Raw genomic sequence first — 17,269 nt, forward strand, 5'->3', positions numbered from 1 at the left:
CTGTCCAGTTGGGTCAAAGAAGCAGCGACTTTACCGAGTCGGCGGCATCGCGCAGCAGCGGCAGGAAGCGGTCGATCATTTCCCCGGTGGAGACGCGGTCGACATGGGCGCCCATATTGATGGCGGCGACGATCGCGCCATCGTAGCGCCGCACCGGCACGGAGATCGAGCGGAAGCCCGGTTCGGCCTCGCGGTCGACCAGCGAGTAGCCTTTCTCGCGGTCGGTGATGATGGTGGCCTTCAGCAGTTCCTTGTCGGTCACCGTGAAGGGGGTCATCGCTACGAGATCCATGGCCTCCAGCGTCGCGGCGAGGTCGTCGTTGGAATACTTGCCGAGCATGGCGCGGCCCACCGACGAGCAGAACGCGGGCAGCCGGTAGCCGAGATCGATGCCGGCGGAGAACACGCGTGCCGGGCTGGCGCGCGCGACGAAGATCACCTCGTGGCCCTCAAGCACGGCCAGTGAAGAAATCTCCTGCGCGTTGCTGGAGATGCTGTCGAGCACCGGCTGCAGGATGGTGACGACCTGATTGGACGTCATGTAGGAGCCAGCCAGCGCCAGGACGCGGGGCGATAGCGCGAACAGCTTGCCGTCGCTGGTCACATAGCCTTTGCGTTCCAGCGTAAACAGGATGCGGCGCGCAGTGGCACGCGGCAGATCGGCGGCCTTGGCGACGTCGCTCAGCGTCATCGGGCGGGATTGCGTGCCGAACAGTTCGAACACCCTCAAGCCCCGATCGAGGCTCTCGATGAAGTCGGTATTGCCGCGTTCGTCGTCGGGACGCTTGATTTTGGGCATGAGCCGTGAGTCCGCCCTATTTGCCTGCTTCGAATTTTTTCAGATCGAATGACAGGTCGGCGGCCTGCTCCGGCGTCGGCGACAGTGATGCGGTGATCAGGCGCCGCGCGATCATCTGGTCGCCCGGCCGGTTGATACTGTCGACGGCGGTGAGCTTGCCGTCGCGATAATAAAACACCGAGAACTTGCCATCATCCATCGAGCCGCGGATCACCGCGCTATCGGTCGGCGCAGAGAGGCCGACGATCTGCAGCTTGGCGTCATATTGATCCGACCAGAAACGCGGCACCGCATCATAGGCTTCCGGCTTGCCGGCGATCATCGCACCCACAGCCTTGCCCTGATCGGTGGCGTTCTGCACGGCTTCCAGCCTGACGCGGCGGCCGGCGAAGCCGTTGTGGTGATTGCTGACGTCGCCTGCGGCATAGATGTTCGGCGCGCTGGTCAGGCCATGTTCGTCGACATCGATACCATTGGTGCAGGTGATATCGGCCTGCGCGGCCAGCTCGTCATTGGCGATGCCGCCAATGCCGGCGACGATCAGGTCGGCGCGCACCCGCAGGCCGCTGGAGCAGACGACCTCATGCACGGCGCTGTTGCCTTCGATGGCAACGACGGATTCGTTGAAGCGGATGTCGAGGCCATGGGAGCGATGGCTATCCAGAAGGAATTGCGAGATCAGCGGCGATACCGCGCGCTCCAACAGGCGCGACTGCGCCTCGATCAGCGTCACCTTCTTGCCGGCCTTGGCAGCAGTCGATGCCACTTCGAGGCCGATGAAGCCGCCGCCGACGATGACGACATCGTTGGCTGCTTCGAGCCGGGGCTTGAGATGCAGCGCGTCATCGAGCGTGCGCAGATAGACGATGCCGTCGCGCTCATGGCCGGGCACGCTGAGCCGTCGCGCGCGCGAGCCGGTGGCGATGACAAGCTGATCGAAAGGCAGGCTGTCGCCGCCGTCCAGTGCGATCCGGCCGGCCGCGCGATCGAGTCCGATGGCGCGATGGCCCAGCACCAGTTCGATGCCCTGGGTCTTGAAATAGTCCTCGCCGCGGAGGAAAAGACTGTTGTGCGCAACGTCGCCGGAGAGAAATGCCTTGGACAGCGGCGGTCGCTGATAGGGCAGATGGATCTCATCGGCGACGATGCGGATCGGCGTCTGATAGCCCTTCTCGCGCGCGCTGATGCCGGCCTGGACGCCCGCGTAAGAGGCGCCAATGATCACGAGGCCGCTCACGAGCGCGCTCCATGGGTCCGATCCACACGCGAATTCAAAATCTTCGACATCATCAGCTCCTGAATTGCGTCCGTATATTGAACAAGTGTTCGCTCGGCGCAAGGTGATGCTTTGAGCGCGAATTGCTGCGTTTGCTCACTAACGCATCAATTCATGCTGTAAAATTTCGCTTGCTTAGAATTAGTCCAACGATAATATTCGCACGTTCGTTCGTCTATTGAACATTTTGGCGGAGCGGCGGGATGTACCTGGTTGCGAAATTCATCATTGCGGGGGCAATCGCCGTTGGTGCCCCGGTCTTGCCGGCTGTGGCGCGGCAATCTGACCAGGGCGCCCCTCAGGTCGTCCTGACGGGTGGCAAGATCCTCACCCTCGACGGCCAATCGACGATCGCGCAAGCGCTGGCCGTCCGCGACGGCAAGATTCTCGCGGTCGGCAGCGACGCTGCCATCAAGCCGCTCGCGGGTCCGCAGACCCGGGTCATCGACCTCGCCGGCAAGTCGGTGGTCCCCGGCCTAATCGACACCCACGCCCATTTCAAAGCGGCCGGGCTCGGTGACTATGTGGTCAATCTCGGCGGCGCCAAAGACGTGGTCGGCGCGCTCGAGCTCATCAAAGCGTTCGTTGCGAAGAAACAGCCCGGCGCATGGATTACGACCGGCGGCTGGCATCCGCCGTCGCAGCTCGCGGAAAAGCGCTACCTGACCCGCCAGGAGCTCGACAGCGTTTCCCCGAACAATCCGGTCTATCTGCGGACCGTCGGTCACTTTGCGATGGCCAATTCGCTGGCGTTGCAGAAGGCGGGCATCGGCAAGAGCACGCCCGATCCAGCCGGCGGCTCTTTCGAGCGCGACGCAAGCGGCGACATCAATGGCGTGCTGGTCGAGACGGCGATCCCGCTGGTCGAGAACATCGTGCCGCCCTACACCGAAGACGAGGAGTTGCGGCAATATCGTCTCGCCGAGGCCGCGCTCAACCGCCTCGGTATCACCAGCGTCGTCGAGGGGGCGACAAGCGCGCGCGACACGCAGATCCTGCAAAAGCTCGCTCTGGCAGGGGATGCGACAGTGCGGGTCGGAACGATGTTTCGACCGGAGCCGCCCGCGGACTCCGCCGGTTGGGACGCCATCATGAGCGGCAACGGCGCCACGTCGGGCTTCGGCGACGATTGGCTGAAGCTCGGCGGCATCAAGATTTTCTATGACGGCGGCATGACCCTGAAGACGGCCATGATGCGCGAGGCCTATCCGGACTCGCATGACGATTATCATGGGATTGCGCAGGTCACGCCCGAGCGGCTGAAGCAGCTGGTGTCGATCGCCAATAATCGCGGCTGGCGGGTCGGCGTTCATGTCGTCGGCGACCTCGGCGTCGATCAGGTGCTGGATGCGTTCGAAGCCGCCGACAAGGAAAAGTCGATCAAGGATCGCCGCTTCGTTTTGATCCATGCCAGCCTGATCCGCCCTGAACAGATGGAGCGGGCGCGCCGCGTCGGGGCGCGGATCGATTTCCAGAACGCCTTCATGTGGGACAAGGCGGCGACGGTCGCGCGTTTCCTAGGCAGGCCGACAGCGGATCGTGCGGTCCCGACGCGCACCCTGATCGAGAAAATGGGACTGGACAATCTCGGCGCCGGCACCGATTTCCCGGTCAATCCGCTGAACCCGTTCCTCACGATGTATATCATGGTGACGCGGAAGGACCCTGCCGGCCAGGTCTACGGCGCGTCCGAAGCGATCGGGCGCGAGCAGGCGCTTCGTCTCTATACCAGCGCGGCATCGCGCTACATGTTTGAGGAAACGCGGAAGGGGACGCTGGAGGCCGGCAAGCTGGCCGATCTCGTGGTGCTCTCCGCCGACTTCATGACGGTGCCGGACGACCAGATCAAGGACATCACTGCCGATATGACGATGGTCGGCGGCAAGATCGTATTTCAGCGTTAAAAGGCGCATCGCCAGAGTTAAAAAGGAAATCTTGCCATGATGAGCCAAGAGCAGAACGACCTGATCACCCGCATCGGGCCCAAGGCGCCCGCGGGCAAGTTGATGCGCATGTATTGGCAGCCCGCTGCGCTTACCGCCGAACTGGAAGGCGAGCGTCCGATCCGCCCGGTCAAGTTGCTCGGCGAAGACTTCGTCCTGTTCCGCGACGAGCAGGGCCGCTATGGCCTGCTCGACCGCGACTGTCCGCATCGCGGCGCCGACCTCGCTTTCGGCCGTCTCGAAGGCGGCGGCGTACGCTGCGCATTCCATGGCTGGCTGTTCGACGTGAACGGCAAGTGCCTTGAGACGCCAGCCGAGCCGAAGACCTCCAAACTGTGCGCCGGCATCAAGCAGCGCGCTTATCCGGTGGTCGAGAAGGGCGGCATTCTCTGGGCTTATCTGGGCGAGGGCGAACCGCCGGCGTTCCCGGAAATCGACTGCTTCGCGGCGCCCGGCCAGTACACCTTCGCCTTCAAGGGCCTGTTCGAATGCAACTGGCTGCAGGCGCTGGAAGTCGGTATCGATCCAGCGCACGCCTCGTTCCTGCATCGCTTCTTCGAGGACGAAGACGTCAAGGCGTCCTATGGCAAGCAGTTCCGCGGCGCATCCGCCGGCACCGAACTGCCGATGACCAAGATCCTGCGCGAATATGATCGCCCGATCATCAATGTCGAAAGCACCGAATACGGTCTGCGTCTGATTGCGTTGCGCGAGCTGGACGACGAACGCACCCATGTGCGGGTCACCAACCAGCTATTCCCGCATGGCTTCGTCATCCCGATGAGCACGGAGATGACAATCACCCAGTGGCACGTGCCGGTCGATGACGAGAACTGCTATTGGTATGCGATATTCACCAGCTACACGACGCCGGTCGACAAGAAGAAGATGACCGACCAGCGGCTCGAACTTTACGAGCTGCCGAACTACACCTCGCGCAAGAACAAGACCAACGACTACGGCTTCAATCCGCACGAGCAGAAGCACGAGACCTATACGGGCATGGGCGCCGACATCAACGTCCACGACCAGTGGGCGGTGGAGTCGATGGGCAAGATCCAGGACCGCACCCGCGAGCATCTTGGCTCCAGCGACAAGGCGATCATCGCCTATCGCAAGCTGCTGCGTGCGGAGATCGAGAAGGTTGCCGGCGGCCAGAAGCCGATGATGTCGCTCGACGCGGACACCGCGCGCAGCATTCAGGGCCCGGGCACCATGGACGGAATCGGGCCGACCAAGGGCTGGGAAACCTACTGGATGGAAGTCGACGTCGCCCGTCGTCGCGGTGCGCCGTGGATGGCAGCCGCTCCGGCCGACCAGACCGAGCCGGGGTCCAATGTCATCCACCTGCCGGCGGCAGAGTGAAGATCGATCAGAACAGCCGCGGGAGAGTGCGTTGAGTTTCGTTGAACGTCACGGTTTGTGGTCCGCGGAGCAAAAGGAAGCAGCCGTCCGGCTGCGCAGCATGGTCGAAGAGCACAAGCTCGAAGTGATCCGGCTGTCGTTTCCGGATCAGCACGGCATCCTGCGCGGCAAGACGCTGATCGCCAGCGAGGCATTGCGCTGTCTTGAAAGCGGCTGCTCGATCACCACGACGATGTTCGCCAAGGACACGTCGCACAAGACGGTGTTTCCGGTGTTCACCGCCGGCGGCGGCTTCGGCATTCCCGAGATGCAGGGCGCGGCCGACGTCCTGATGATTCCCGATCCCAGCACGTTTCGGATACTGCCCTGGGCGCCTGAGACCGGATGGGTTCTGTGCGACGTGCATTTCGCCGACGGCCGTCCGGTGCCGTTCGCGACGCGCAATCTCTACAAGAAGGTGCTCGGCGATCTCGGCGCACGTGGCTACGATTTCGTCGCCGGCCTCGAAGTCGAATTTCATATCTTCAACGTCGAGAATAACCGCATGAAGCCGGAGGATGCCGGCCAGCCCGGCAATCCGCCGGAAGTCAGCCTTCTATCGCACGGCTACAATTACCTCACCGAGCAGCGCTACGACCAGATGGAGCCGGTGCTCGAAATCATCCGCCGTGACGTGATTGCGCTCGGTCTGCCGCTGCGGTCTGTCGAAGTCGAATACGGTCCGAGCCAGTGCGAATTCACTTTCGCGCCGACGGTGGGCCTGACGCCGGCCGACAGTATGGTGCTGTTCCGCAGCGCGGTGAAGCAGATCGCCCATCGCCACGGCTATCACGCGACGTTCATGTGCCGACCGAAGATTCCCAATGTCGTGTCGTCGGGCTGGCATTTGCACCAGTCGATCGTATCGCGTGCCACCGGCGCAAACGCCTTCATGCCCACCGAGGGCACGCAGCCGCTGTCCTCGTTCGGGCAAGGCTATCTCGCAGGTCTTCTTGCGCATGCGCGGGCGGCGACCGTGTTCACAACGCCGACCATCAACGGCTACAAGCGCTATCGTTCTTATTCGCTGGCGCCGGATCGGGCGATCTGGGGCCGCGATAATCGCGGCGCGATGTTGCGCGTGCTCGGCGGTGCCGGCGATTCCGCGACGCGTATCGAAAATCGCGTCGGCGAGCCCGCCGCCAATCCCTATCTCTATATGTCGTCGCAGATCCTTTCGGGTCTCGACGGCGTCGATCGCAAGCTCGATCCAGGGCCGTCAGCCGATACGCCTTACGAAACCAATGCCGATCTGCTGCCGAAATCGCTGCGCGAGGCGACCTTTGCGCTCAAGGAAGATCCGTTCTTCCGCGAGAAGATGGGTGCGACGATGGTCGACTATTACACGCACATCAAGAATGCCGAGATCGATCGCTTCCAGGCGGAAGTCTCCGATTGGGAGCAGCGCGAATATTTCGAGATGTTCTGACGCGTCATTTCGGCGCGCTGACGCCGGATCAAACGGGCCATCTCGGCACGTTTATTGAATACAGGTTTGCCGAATAGTTTTCTTAACTTTCCAACGGGGACAACCGCAAATGAACAGACGCAGCCAATCCATTCTTGCACTGGCCGTTCTCGGCCTGATGACCGGCACGGCCTCCGCCGACACCATCAAGGTCGGCGTGATCGGCACCATGTCGGGTCCTTACGCACTGTTTGGCAAGAACTTCAAGATGGGCATCGACGCCTGGGTCGCCGAGCATGGCACCAAAGCAGGCAAGCATGACGTCGAATTCATCTATCGCGATGAAGAGAGCCCGAATCCCGCCAAGTCAAAGGCGCTGGCGCAGGAGCTGCTGGTCAAGGACAAGGTGCAATATCTCGCTGGCGTCTATTTCACGCCGAACGCGATGGCCATCGCGCCGCTGCTGGAAGAATCCAAGACGCCGCTGATCGTGATGAATGCGGCGACCTCGTCGATCGTCGAGAAGAGCCCCTATATCGTCCGCACCTCCTTCACGATGTGGCAGAACACTGTGCCTGCCGCGAAAATTGCGTTGAAGAACGGCGCCAAGAAGGTGGCCATCGCGGTCAGCGATTACGGTCCGGGCGTCGATGCTGAAGCGGCATTCAAGAAGACGTTCGAAGGTGAGGGCGGCGCAGTGGTCGAAGCCGTTCGTATTCCGCTCGCCACCACCGACTTCAGCCCGATCATGCAGCGCATCAAGGATTCCGGCGCGGACACCATCTTCACCTTCCTGCCATCCGGCCCGCCGACGCTGGGTTTCGTCAAGGCCTATATCGACAACGGATTGAAGGCCGGCGGCGTCAAGCTGATGTCGACCGGTGACGTCGTCACCGAGCCGGATCTGCCCAACATCGGCGATGCCGGCATCGGTATCCTCTCGACCTATCACTATTCAGTGTCGCACGACTCCAAGGAAAACGCTGCCTTCCTCGCCACCATCAAGAAGGGCGGCGGCAACCTCGACGAAGTCACCATGACGTCGGTCGCGGCTTATGACGGTGCACGCCTGATCTACAAGATGATCGAGGCCACTGACGGCAAGCGCGATGCCGCCAAGGCGGTCGACGCCGTCAAGGACATGAAGTGGGTCAGCCCGCGCGGTCCGGTGTCGATCGATCCAACCACGCGTCATATTCGCCAGAACGTCTATCTGCGGAGTGTGGAGAAGGTAGACGGCAAGCTGATCAACAAGGAAAGCCAGACCTTCGCCGATCAGCCGGACTGGGCGCTGAGCACGAAGTAGGCAATGCCGGGGATTCCGCTCGTTGCGGAATCCCCCTCTTTCTGCGACATCGTCGCGCGACATGAGATTTCCTTCGATATGACCAGCCGCGCGCGTTCGCTTCGACTGATCAATGCCCGCATCTATCGTTCTGCCTGGGATGAAACCCCCGCGGACAGCATCGTCGTCAGCGGTAGCAAGGTGATCTGGATTGGTGCAGCGGATGTGGCGCCGTTCGCCGACGAGACAATCGATCTCGCGGGCGCCACCGTCATTCCCGGCCTCACCGACGCGCATATTCATCTGTTCGCCATCGCCCATGCGCGACTGCAGGTGCCGGTGACGCCGCGCGATGCGCCCTCGATATGCGATGTGCTTGATTTGCTGGTTGCGCGTGCGCGCGCCATTCCACGTGATAAATGGGTCTACGGCGCGGGCCTCGATGAGAACGGACTGGCCGAGCATCGGCTGCCGACACGGGCCGAGATCGACGTCGTCATTCCCGATCATCCGGTGCTGATCCGCCGCTTCTGCGGTCATGTCGCCGTCGTCAACAGTGCCGCGCTGCGACTGCTGGGCATCGACGATGCCACTGCCGATCCGGAAGGTGGCACGTTCGGACGCTCCGAGGATGGCCGACTGGACGGCAGCGCCAAAGAAAGTGCAGCCGAACTGATATTCCGTGCTGCGCCGCCGATGGATCGCAATGAGCTCACCACGGCTCTGCGCGCGACAATTGCCGATAGCGCCAGGTTCGGTCTTGTTGCTGCCGTAGAAGCCGCGGTCGGGTTCACCGTCGGCTTCGATGATGAATTCGCCATCTGGAACGAGATCCGCGGAAATGGCGATGTGCTGCCAATGCGGCTCGGCTTCATGAACCAGCTCGACCCGGCTGAAGCGGCGGCGCGTGGTTTGGTGCGGACGCAAGACGCCGACTGGCAGTCCATGACGCTGAAATATTTCGCCGATGGCATCGTCGGCGCGCGAACTTCGGCGGTGAGCGAGGATTTCTTCGATACGCCGTCCCGCGGCATGTTCATGCGCGATGAAGCCGAACTGCAGCGCGTGGTCGCCGAGGCCCATGCGGACGGCTGGCAGGTCGCCGTTCATTGTACCGGCGATCGCGGAATCGATTGTATCATCGAAGCCTACGAGAAGGCGCAGGCAGCGTATCCCCGCGCCGATGCCCGGCATCGCATCGAACATTACTTCGTGCCGCCCGCCGGCGGACTGGCGCGGATGAAGGCACTGGGCGCGCTCGTCGTCACCCAGCCAAGTTTCCTCACCCGGATGCGGCGCTCGATTGCCGGTGCTTTCGGTCCGCGCGCCGATCGTTGCTATCCCGGCCGCTCGGTGATCGACGCGGGTGTCACTTACATCGCCAGCTCTGATGCGCCGACCGGGTCGTGGTCTCCGTGGGATGGCATCGCCGATGCCGTGAACCGCGCCTCGGACAGCGGTTCGCCGATCGGGCAGGGTGAAGCCGTCAGCGTCCGCGAAGCCATTCACAGCTACACGGTCGGTGGCGCCATTGCGATGAAGCAGGAAGACTGGCGCGGCACGCTGATGCCGGGCATGGCGGCCGATCTGATCGCCCTTGATCGCGATCCCTTCGCCGCCGAGTGCCTCCCTCTGAAGGAGACGCAGGTGCTGCTCACCATGGTGCGCGGCGCCGTCGTCCATGACGCCTTGCCGCAGTCGCCGGAATGGCGTTCGGTCGCTGCTTCGGTATAGGATCAATCATGCGCACCATCTTCAGCATCATGACCGACGCCGTCGCCTATGGGATGGTGCTGTTCATCATTTCCATCGGCCTGTCCATCATGATGGGGCTGATGCGCGTAGTGAACCTCGCCCATGGTGCTTTCGCCATGATTGGCGGCTATCTGGCCTCCTATGCGATCCGCGACCTGCACGTGCATTACAGCGTCGCGATCCTGATGGCAGTGATCGGTACCATCATCGTTTCGGTCCCGTTCGAGATTCTGCTGTATCGTCGAATCTACCGGAAGTCCGATCCGCTGATTCAGGTGCTGATGACCATCGGCATCACCTTCTTCATCATCGGCATCGTCAATTTCATCTTCGGCCCGTCGCTGAAGTCGATCCCGCTGCCGCAGACTTTGAGCGGTCCGCTCGACATCGGCTTCCGCATGCTGCCGACGCACCGCGTCTTTGTCATCGCCTGCGGCATCGTCGTGGCGCTGGCGCTCTGGTTCCTGATCGAGAAGACGGAGTTCGGAATCAAGCTACGCGCCTCGGTGGATCATAGTGGTATGGCGGATGCTTTGGGCATCCGCACCGAAATCATCTATGCAGTGACCTTCGCGCTGGCGATCGGGCTCGGCGCATTCGGTGGCGTGGTCGGCGCGGAGATCCTGCCGATCGAGCCGTTCTATGCGCTGCGCTATATGGTGACGTTCCTCGTCGTCGTCTCAGTCGGCGGCGCAGGCTCGATCCTTGGTGCTCTGTCGGCGTCGCTCCTGCTCGGCCTCACCGACACAACCGGCAAATATCTCGCGCCGGAGTTCGGCGACTTCTTCTTCTATCTGTCGGTGATCGTCGTCGTGTTCCTGTTTCCGCATGGCCTATTCGGCAGGTCGCACGCATGAGCGAAATCGTCGCGACCCAGGTTCCGCACAAGCGCAGCATTCCCTTCGGTCAGGAGGGGGCAGGTGCGCTGAGTATCATCGCGCTTGGTGCCATCGGCTACTTTCTGTATCCGGACGATCTGGCGTTCCTGACGCGGCTGATCGGCATCGCATTCCTGGTGCTGTCGCTCGATCTGGTCACAGGTTATTGCGGCGTTGCCACCCTCGGCCATGCTGCGCAATTCGGCGTCGGCGCCTATGCCGCCGGCATTGCTTGCGTGCGTGGCATTACCGATCCGATCGCGTTGCTGGCGATCGGTGTATTCGCGGGAACGGTCATGGGGCTGATCTCCGGTGCGCTGATCACGCGGTTTCGCGGACTGCCGCAACTGGTGCTGTCGATTGCTGTGGGGCAATTGGTCGCCGCACTTGCCAACAAGCTGTCGTGGCTGACCGGCGGTAGCGACGGCCTGTCAGGCATCACACCGGGCAAGGTGTTCGGCATCTTCAATTTCGACATGTACAGCCGCACGGCATTTTTGTTCTCGCTGGGCGTGCTGGTCATTGTGTTCGTGCTGCTGCAGCGTTTCGTGCGCTCGCCGTTTGGTCTGATGTGCCGCGGCATCAAGGATGACGATCTGCGCGCCAAGATGATCGGCGTCTCGATCTATCCGCGCCTTGTCGCGATGTATGGCGTCGCTGGTGCCGTTGCCGGGATCGGTGGAGCGCTGACGGCGATCAGCACCGGCGTCGTCGGTCTCGATAGCATCAGCTTCGAACGCTCGGCCGAAGTTCTGGTGATGCTGGTGCTTGGTGGTGCAGGGCATCTGTGGGGCGCGCTGGCGGGGACGATCATCTTCATGATCTTCGAGCATATCGTGGCCGCCGCCAATCCGTTTCACTGGATGACGCTGGTCGGCCTGCTGCTGATCCTGATTGTGGTGTTCGCGCCGCGCGGGCTGATCGAACCGGTGCTGTCGCTGGCCTCCCGCTTCAAGCGCAAGGGAGAGGCGGCATGACCAATCTTCTCGAAGCCCGCGGCGTGTCGTGCTCGTTCGGCGGTCTGCATGTGACGCGCGACGTCAATTTCAAATTGACTGCCGGCGACCGCGTCGCGCTGATCGGGCCGAACGGCGCTGGCAAGACCACGCTGGTCAATCTGATCACCGGCGACATCGCGCCGAGCGAAGGCCAGTTCTTCATGGGTGGTGACGAGATCACCGGTCTCAGCATTCCCGATCGCGTGCGTCGCGGTCTGGTGCGTACGTTCCAGACCACGCGGCTGTTTGCCAATCTCACCGTCGCCGACAATGTCGCGCTGGCGATCATGCAGCGCAAGCGCATCACGCGGCGGTTTTTTTCAAGTTCAACAGAGCTGCCGGAAGTGCGTGCGGAGTGGAGTGAGATCCTGAGCCATCTTGGCCTCGCTAAGCTCGCCTATCGCAAGGTGGTCGAGCTCGCTTACGGCCAGCAGCGCCTGATCGAGCTTGCCATCGGCCTTGCGCTGCATCCGAAGGTGCTCCTGCTCGACGAGCCCGCCGCGGGCGTGCCGCATGACGAGGCGCCCAAAATCCTTGAGGCGATCAATCGGCTGCCACCTGATATCGCCGTGTTGATGATCGAGCACGACATGGATCTGGTGTTCAAGTTTGCCAGACGCGTGCTGGTACTGGCGGCCGGGCGGTTGATCTTCGAGGGATCGCCCGATGAGGTCACTGCCGATCACGAAGTGCGCCGCGCGTATTTGGGGAGCTATGCCGATGCCCGCCGCGGCACTTGATATCCAGAACCTGAGCGCCGGTTACGGCCCGACGCGGATCATCGAGGGCATTTCGTTCTCGGTGAAAGCAGGTGATCGTCTCGCCGTGCTCGGCCGCAACGGCATGGGCAAGACCACGCTGCTGGCGACGCTGATGGGCCTGACGACGCGCCATGGCGGTGAGATCAGGATCGGCGACCAGGACGTCACGGCCAAGCGGACCTCGGCGCGCGCCGACCTCGGTATCGGCTATGTGCCGCAGACCCGCGACATTTTCGCCTCGCTGACGGTGGAGGAGAATCTGCGCACCGGGCTGAAGGGGCGGCCGGCGTCGGCGCTCGATGAGGCCTATGGGATGTTCCCGAGGCTACGTGAACGCCGCGGCAATTACGGCAAGCAGCTGTCAGGCGGAGAGCAGCAGATGCTGTCGATGGCCAGGACACTGCTGGGCAAGCCCTCGATCCTGTTGCTCGACGAGCCTCTGGAAGGTCTGGCGCCCGTCATATGCGACGAGCTGATGGCATTGCTGGCGAAACTGGCCGCCACCAGTGAAGTCACCATCATTCTGGTCGAGCAGCAAATCGAACGCGCGCTGGATTTCGCGAGCAGCGTCATGGTGATGGAGCGTGGCCGCACGAGCTGGAGCGGGGCGCCGGATGTGCTGACCGCCGACCGCGCGCTGGTCGATCGGCTGGTCGGCGTCGGCATTCACTAGACCCCGGATTGGCGCGCCGCCCGGCGCGTCAGGCCCGAAAGATCGTGATCGCCAATACCAGCAGCACGATGCAGATCACGAGGAAGATATAAAAAAGCACGCGCGCGACGTCGGCCGTCGCGGCGGAGATGCCGGTGAAGCCGAATAGGCCGGCGGCGACGGAAATCAGAAAGAAGATCAGCGCCCATTTCAGAAGGCTCATCGGGGAACTCCGGTTGCAGCAATTCCGGAACGCCCCGCTGCGAGATTTGGTTCCGGCTCGCAACCAAGCTGCCGTACCTACCTAGCTCGCTAATGCGGCACCGGTCCGGGGGGATGCGTAACAGCCTACTAATTAGGCAGCGCAAAGGTATTGGTTAGCATTTTAAACCCGCCCTTAACCAAAACATCCCTAATGAATGGATAGTAGACCTGCTCCCCGCAGTGGATTTGTGGTTCGGGGGACAAAGGGTTCAGTATGCGTGTCGCGGTCGGTCATGGGTGGTTGCGCTGGGTGAGCACCGTTACGGCGCAGGGATGTGCGGCGCCAGCGCCCCGTAGTAAAGTCTGACGCGCATGTTCACCAAACGCGCCATCGTTACGAATACGGAAGCCGCCGATGGCGCGGCGGGCGAGAGCCCGCTGCTCAGGGTTTGGCGCAATCGTAGCCTGTTCGGCGCTGTGTTTCTCGGCGTGATGATCCTGACGGTCATTGCGCTGGTCGTGCTGCCGGTGCGCTATCTCGCCACAGGTTCGGTGATCGTCGCCGAACAAGAGCCCAGCAACAGCAACGCATCGGCCGCCTGGGCGCAGAAAATCGGTGACCCCGCCGACGTCGAAAGCCAGCTCTTGATCGCGCGCTCGCCGCGGGTAATGCGGCTCGCCATGCAGCAGCCGGGCGTCACGGAAGCTGCCATTGAAGAGTGTCAGAGCAGGAGCAGCAGCTCCACCTGCGAAAAAATGCGGACCGATACGGCGGCGCTGATTGACTACGTGTCGGGGAATTTCGCGATCGGTGCTGTCGGACGTTCGCGCGTCATCAATATCTCCTACACTTCGTCGATCCCCGAAGTCGCGCAGAAGATGGCGAATGCGCTGACCAATGCGTTTCTCGACGAGCAGCGCACATCGGGTGCCAGCAGCCGCGAGGTCGCCGCGTCCTATCTTTGGAAGGAAGCCAAGCAGCTGGATGCAGAGTTGCGCGACGCTGACGCCAAGATCCAGGCATTTCGCCGCAACAAGGGTCTGATGCGCGGATCGCTGGCGCCGATTAGCTCGGAGCGGCTGAGCAGCATCAGCCAGCAGCTGTCGACCGCCGAGACCGCGCGTGCCGATGCGCTCGCCCGCTTGCAGGAGATCAAGGCCAATCAGGCGCGCGCTGTCGATTCCCCTTCAGTGCTGTCGAACCGCTCGATCGCCGATCTCAAGCAGCAGCTCACGGTCGTCACCGCGCAGCTCGCCAGCCAGGCCAATGTGCTCGGGCCGCGGCACCCGTCGCTGCGCGCGCTGGAGCAGGAGCAGTCCGCGATCAAGGAGCGCATGGCGACGGAAGTCGCGAGCATCGCCGCCAGCGCGCAGAAGGCGTTCGACGCCAATGATGCCCTCGTGAACGCGCTCAGAAAGCAGATGGATGCCGTGAAGGCTGAAGTCGGCTCGGCGACATCGGACGAGGCCTCGATCGAGAGCATGGTGCGCAGCACCGAGATCAAGCGCCAGCAATATGCCGATCTCTACAAGCGCGCCAGCGAACTCGAAACCGAGCGGCGCGTGCTGATTGGCAATACACGACTGGTCAGCCTTGCCGAACTGCCGACCAAGCCGTTTTTCCCGAAGAAAATTCCGTTCCTGGCCGCTGGCGGCACGCTCGGCCTGCTGCTCGCATTCGTCGCAGCCTTCTTCGGCGATCGCGTCAATCTTGCGGGTCTGTCCCGGCTGCGGACTGCAACTATTCGCCCGGTGCGCGCAGCCGCGCCTGCCGCCGCTGCGCCTGCCGCCGTAACTGCACCTGTCGCAGTCGCTGCACCAGTCGCTCCAGCCCCTGTTCAGGCGACTGCCCCCGTGGCGCCGCGTCCCGGACCGCCACTGCCGACGTCGTCATCGGAATTGGCCGTTGTCACCGGCGCGCCCGTTCTGGCACGATTGCCGACCGTCAAGCGCGATCCATCGGAATCGCCGATCGGTGCGATCCTCACGGCGCAGTCCGGCGCCTCGCTGGCGCGTGCGCTGCCGCTCGCGCTGCAGGATCGGCACTATCAGGATGCACTCCGCGATCTGGCGACGGGCCTGCTCGCGTCGAACGACGCCAGGACACGCCGCAAGATTCTGGTCGCGTCGCCGACGACGGCCGAGGGCAAAACGTTTCTGACCCTGACTCTGGCGCAATATCTCGCAACGGCTGGCCGCAGCGTGCTGGTGATCGAATGCGATTTCGGCGCGCCGAAGTTCGAAACAGCCTTGGGCTTGCGCAGCAGCTTGGGGCTACAGGGGATTCTGCGCGGCGACATCACGCCGCGCGAAGCGGTGGTCCGCACCGCGACTCCCAATCTCGACGTCATTCCTGCCGGGCCGTTCTCGGCATCCGCCGAATTGCTGATGCGTAAACCGCTCGGTGATCTCCTGCTCTGGAGCCAGATCTACGACGTTGTCCTGATCGACGCGCCATCGCCGGGCATCCAGACCGATCTGGGTGTGCTGGCCAGGCAGGTCGACGGCGTGCTGCTCTGCATGCGTTCCGGCCGCTCCTCGATCGGGCAGGCAGTGGCGACATCCAGCGCGATCCGTGTCGCTGGCGGCAATGTCTTCGGTATTGCCGTCACGATGATGCCGGACGCCAATACGCCGAGCGGCACAGACCGGGTTTCGAATAATGCCTATGCCGGAGCGACATGATGCCCGCTCCCAGCGTTCTGTTCGTCTGCCATACGGGCTCGATCTCCGGCGCTGAACTCGTTCTGATCGATCTCGTTCAGCCATGGGTGGGCGAGGCGGCCTTCCTGTTCGAGGATGGCCCGCTGCATCAGGCGCTTGCAGCCATGGGCCTGAAGGTGCGCGTGTCGCGGTGGGGCGAGGGGCTCTCGGACGTCAGGCGCGACAGCTCGATCCTGAAAGCCTTTCCGCTGATTGGCCGGCTCGGGGCCATCATTGCCGAATTGACGCGCGAGGCGCGCCGTCATGACGTCATCTATGCGAACTCGCAGAAGGCTTTTGTACTATCGGCCGTGGCCGCCACGCTGGCGCGGCGTCCGCTGATCTGGCACCTGCACGATATCATCAGCAGTGAGCATTTCGGCGCCACGCAGCGCCGCGTACAGGTCGCACTGGCGAATTATTGCACGGCAAAGGTGGTCGTTCCTTCGCAAGCTGCTGCAGATGCCTTTGTTGCACAAGGCGGCCGCAAGGAGCTGGTCGCGATCGTGCCCAACGGTCTTGATGTGCCGCCGGACGCCAGCACGCCGCTCGAGATCAGGCGCGAGTTGAAATTGCCCGAAGGACCGCTTGTCGGCGTCTTCAGCCGCCTCGCGGCCTGGAAGGGCCAGCATATCGTGTTGCAGGCCCTGGCAAAGACGCCGGGCGTCAGCTGTATCATTGCAGGATCTGCGCTGTTTGGCGAAGAGCCCTATGCCGAGAAGCTCAGCCGGATGGTGGCGGATCTCGGTCTTGGGGATCGCGTGCATTTCCTTGGTCAGCGTAGCGACGTGCCGCGGCTGATGCGTGCCGTCGATGCGATGATCCACCCGTCGATTGATCCCGAACCCTTTGGTCGTACGCTCGTCGAAGCCATGCTCGCGGATGTGCCTGTGATTGCAACAGATGCCGGCGCTGCCTCCGATATTCTCGAGGCCGGCAAGGCGGGGACGCTGGTGCCGCCAGGGGATGCCGATGCGCTGGCCGCCGCTATTACCAAGGTCATGTCACGCCCGCCTGAACTGGCGGGCCAGCTGCAATATGCCGAAGCGCGGGCGCGCTCGCATTACAGTGTCGATCAGATGCTGCAGACGGTTTCAAACCTGATCGGGCGAGCGGCCGCGGGAGCGCCCGTGTGACTACACATGGCCGATCAGCTCGCAATTTGAGTTCTCGGACGGCTCCTGATCGGGCCGTAGCGGCGCA

Annotated in this window: 14 protein-coding genes; 11 read left to right on the plus strand and 3 right to left on the minus strand. The window is 62.8% G+C overall.

Translation table 11 applies throughout. The annotated features are described in order from the left end of the window. Positions 1–13 precede the first annotated feature (13 nt). Both AB8A33_RS06090 and AB8A33_RS06095 read right to left on the minus strand, forming a co-directional pair. A complete protein-coding gene (locus AB8A33_RS06090) occupies positions 14–799 on the minus strand; it encodes an IclR family transcriptional regulator domain-containing protein (protein ID WP_439091949.1) in 786 nt (261 codons plus the stop codon). A 16-nt stretch (positions 800–815) separates the two neighbouring features. Then, complete coding sequence (locus AB8A33_RS06095; RefSeq protein WP_439091950.1) at positions 816–2,036, minus strand: NAD(P)/FAD-dependent oxidoreductase; 1,221 nt, start codon at positions 2,034–2,036, stop codon at positions 816–818. Between the two features lie 242 nt (positions 2,037–2,278). Here AB8A33_RS06095 and AB8A33_RS06100 point away from each other — a divergent pair, with 242 nt between their 5' ends. The 9 genes from AB8A33_RS06100 (at position 2,279) to AB8A33_RS06140 (ending at position 13,180) form a co-directional block, all read left to right on the plus strand. Continuing rightward, positions 2,279–3,979 (plus strand): amidohydrolase, encoded by a 1,701-nt coding sequence (locus tag AB8A33_RS06100; protein WP_439091951.1) that lies wholly within the window; start codon positions 2,279–2,281, stop codon positions 3,977–3,979. A gap of 36 nt (positions 3,980–4,015) precedes the next feature. Continuing rightward, positions 4,016–5,383: an aromatic ring-hydroxylating dioxygenase subunit alpha gene (locus AB8A33_RS06105; RefSeq protein WP_439091952.1), complete on the plus strand. Its 1,368-nt coding sequence runs from the start codon at positions 4,016–4,018 to the stop codon at positions 5,381–5,383. 31 nt (positions 5,384–5,414) lie between these two features. Beyond that, on the plus strand, positions 5,415–6,851 hold the full coding sequence (locus AB8A33_RS06110) for a glutamine synthetase family protein (RefSeq protein ID WP_439091953.1): 1,437 nt from the start codon (positions 5,415–5,417) through the stop codon (positions 6,849–6,851). 109 nt (positions 6,852–6,960) lie between these two features. Further along, positions 6,961–8,136 (plus strand): ABC transporter substrate-binding protein, encoded by a 1,176-nt coding sequence (locus AB8A33_RS06115; protein ID WP_231079751.1) that lies wholly within the window; start codon positions 6,961–6,963, stop codon positions 8,134–8,136. A gap of 3 nt (positions 8,137–8,139) precedes the next feature. Further along, positions 8,140–9,849, plus strand: a complete 1,710-nt coding sequence (locus tag AB8A33_RS06120) for an amidohydrolase (RefSeq protein WP_439091954.1) — start codon at positions 8,140–8,142, stop codon at positions 9,847–9,849. 8 nt (positions 9,850–9,857) lie between these two features. Then, a complete protein-coding gene (locus tag AB8A33_RS06125; RefSeq protein ID WP_439091955.1) occupies positions 9,858–10,727 on the plus strand; it encodes a branched-chain amino acid ABC transporter permease in 870 nt (289 codons plus the stop codon). Continuing rightward, complete coding sequence (locus tag AB8A33_RS06130; protein WP_439091956.1) at positions 10,724–11,725, plus strand: branched-chain amino acid ABC transporter permease; 1,002 nt, start codon at positions 10,724–10,726, stop codon at positions 11,723–11,725. The genes AB8A33_RS06125 and AB8A33_RS06130 overlap by 4 nt, the downstream gene beginning before the upstream one ends. After that, positions 11,722–12,486: an ABC transporter ATP-binding protein gene (locus tag AB8A33_RS06135; RefSeq protein WP_439091957.1), complete on the plus strand. Its 765-nt coding sequence runs from the start codon at positions 11,722–11,724 to the stop codon at positions 12,484–12,486. Before AB8A33_RS06130 ends, AB8A33_RS06135 begins: the two co-directional genes overlap by 4 nt. Then, positions 12,467–13,180, plus strand: coding sequence for an ABC transporter ATP-binding protein (locus AB8A33_RS06140; RefSeq protein WP_439091958.1), 714 nt, complete (start codon positions 12,467–12,469; stop codon positions 13,178–13,180). The genes AB8A33_RS06135 and AB8A33_RS06140 overlap by 20 nt, the downstream gene beginning before the upstream one ends. Positions 13,181–13,208: 28 nt before the next feature. Here AB8A33_RS06140 and AB8A33_RS06145 read toward each other — a convergent pair whose 3' ends face one another. After that, positions 13,209–13,382: a DUF1328 domain-containing protein gene (locus tag AB8A33_RS06145; RefSeq protein WP_439091959.1), complete on the minus strand. Its 174-nt coding sequence runs from the start codon at positions 13,380–13,382 to the stop codon at positions 13,209–13,211. Positions 13,383–13,735: 353 nt separating this feature from the next. Between AB8A33_RS06145 and AB8A33_RS06150 the strand changes: the two genes are divergently transcribed. Beyond that, positions 13,736–16,048 carry a GumC family protein gene (locus tag AB8A33_RS06150; RefSeq protein WP_439091960.1) on the plus strand — a complete coding sequence of 771 codons (2,313 nt, stop codon included), beginning with the start codon at positions 13,736–13,738 and terminating at the stop codon, positions 16,046–16,048. Beyond that, positions 16,045–17,202 (plus strand): glycosyltransferase family 4 protein, encoded by a 1,158-nt coding sequence (locus tag AB8A33_RS06155; RefSeq protein ID WP_439091961.1) that lies wholly within the window; start codon positions 16,045–16,047, stop codon positions 17,200–17,202. The genes AB8A33_RS06150 and AB8A33_RS06155 overlap by 4 nt, the downstream gene beginning before the upstream one ends. Positions 17,203–17,269: the final 67 nt, after the last annotated feature.

It is taken from the genome of Tardiphaga sp. 813_E8_N1_3 (assembly GCF_051811025.1).
Lineage (GTDB): Bacteria > Pseudomonadota > Alphaproteobacteria > Rhizobiales > Xanthobacteraceae > Tardiphaga.

Coding starts and splice junctions, on each gene's coding strand:
- AB8A33_RS06090 (WP_439091949.1), bottom strand. CDS start 799: ATGCCCAAAATCAAGCGTCCCGACGACGAACGCGGCAATACCGACTTC.
- AB8A33_RS06100 (WP_439091951.1), top strand. CDS start 2,279: ATGTACCTGGTTGCGAAATTCATCATTGCGGGGGCAATCGCCGTTGGT.
- AB8A33_RS06105 (WP_439091952.1), top strand. CDS start 4,016: ATGATGAGCCAAGAGCAGAACGACCTGATCACCCGCATCGGGCCCAAG.
- AB8A33_RS06115 (WP_231079751.1), top strand. CDS start 6,961: ATGAACAGACGCAGCCAATCCATTCTTGCACTGGCCGTTCTCGGCCTG.
- AB8A33_RS06120 (WP_439091954.1), top strand. CDS start 8,140: ATGCCGGGGATTCCGCTCGTTGCGGAATCCCCCTCTTTCTGCGACATC.
- AB8A33_RS06125 (WP_439091955.1), top strand. CDS start 9,858: ATGCGCACCATCTTCAGCATCATGACCGACGCCGTCGCCTATGGGATG.
- AB8A33_RS06130 (WP_439091956.1), top strand. CDS start 10,724: ATGAGCGAAATCGTCGCGACCCAGGTTCCGCACAAGCGCAGCATTCCC.
- AB8A33_RS06135 (WP_439091957.1), top strand. CDS start 11,722: ATGACCAATCTTCTCGAAGCCCGCGGCGTGTCGTGCTCGTTCGGCGGT.
- AB8A33_RS06140 (WP_439091958.1), top strand. CDS start 12,467: ATGCCCGCCGCGGCACTTGATATCCAGAACCTGAGCGCCGGTTACGGC.
- AB8A33_RS06145 (WP_439091959.1), bottom strand. CDS start 13,382: ATGAGCCTTCTGAAATGGGCGCTGATCTTCTTTCTGATTTCCGTCGCC.
- AB8A33_RS06150 (WP_439091960.1), top strand. CDS start 13,736: ATGTTCACCAAACGCGCCATCGTTACGAATACGGAAGCCGCCGATGGC.
- AB8A33_RS06155 (WP_439091961.1), top strand. CDS start 16,045: ATGATGCCCGCTCCCAGCGTTCTGTTCGTCTGCCATACGGGCTCGATC.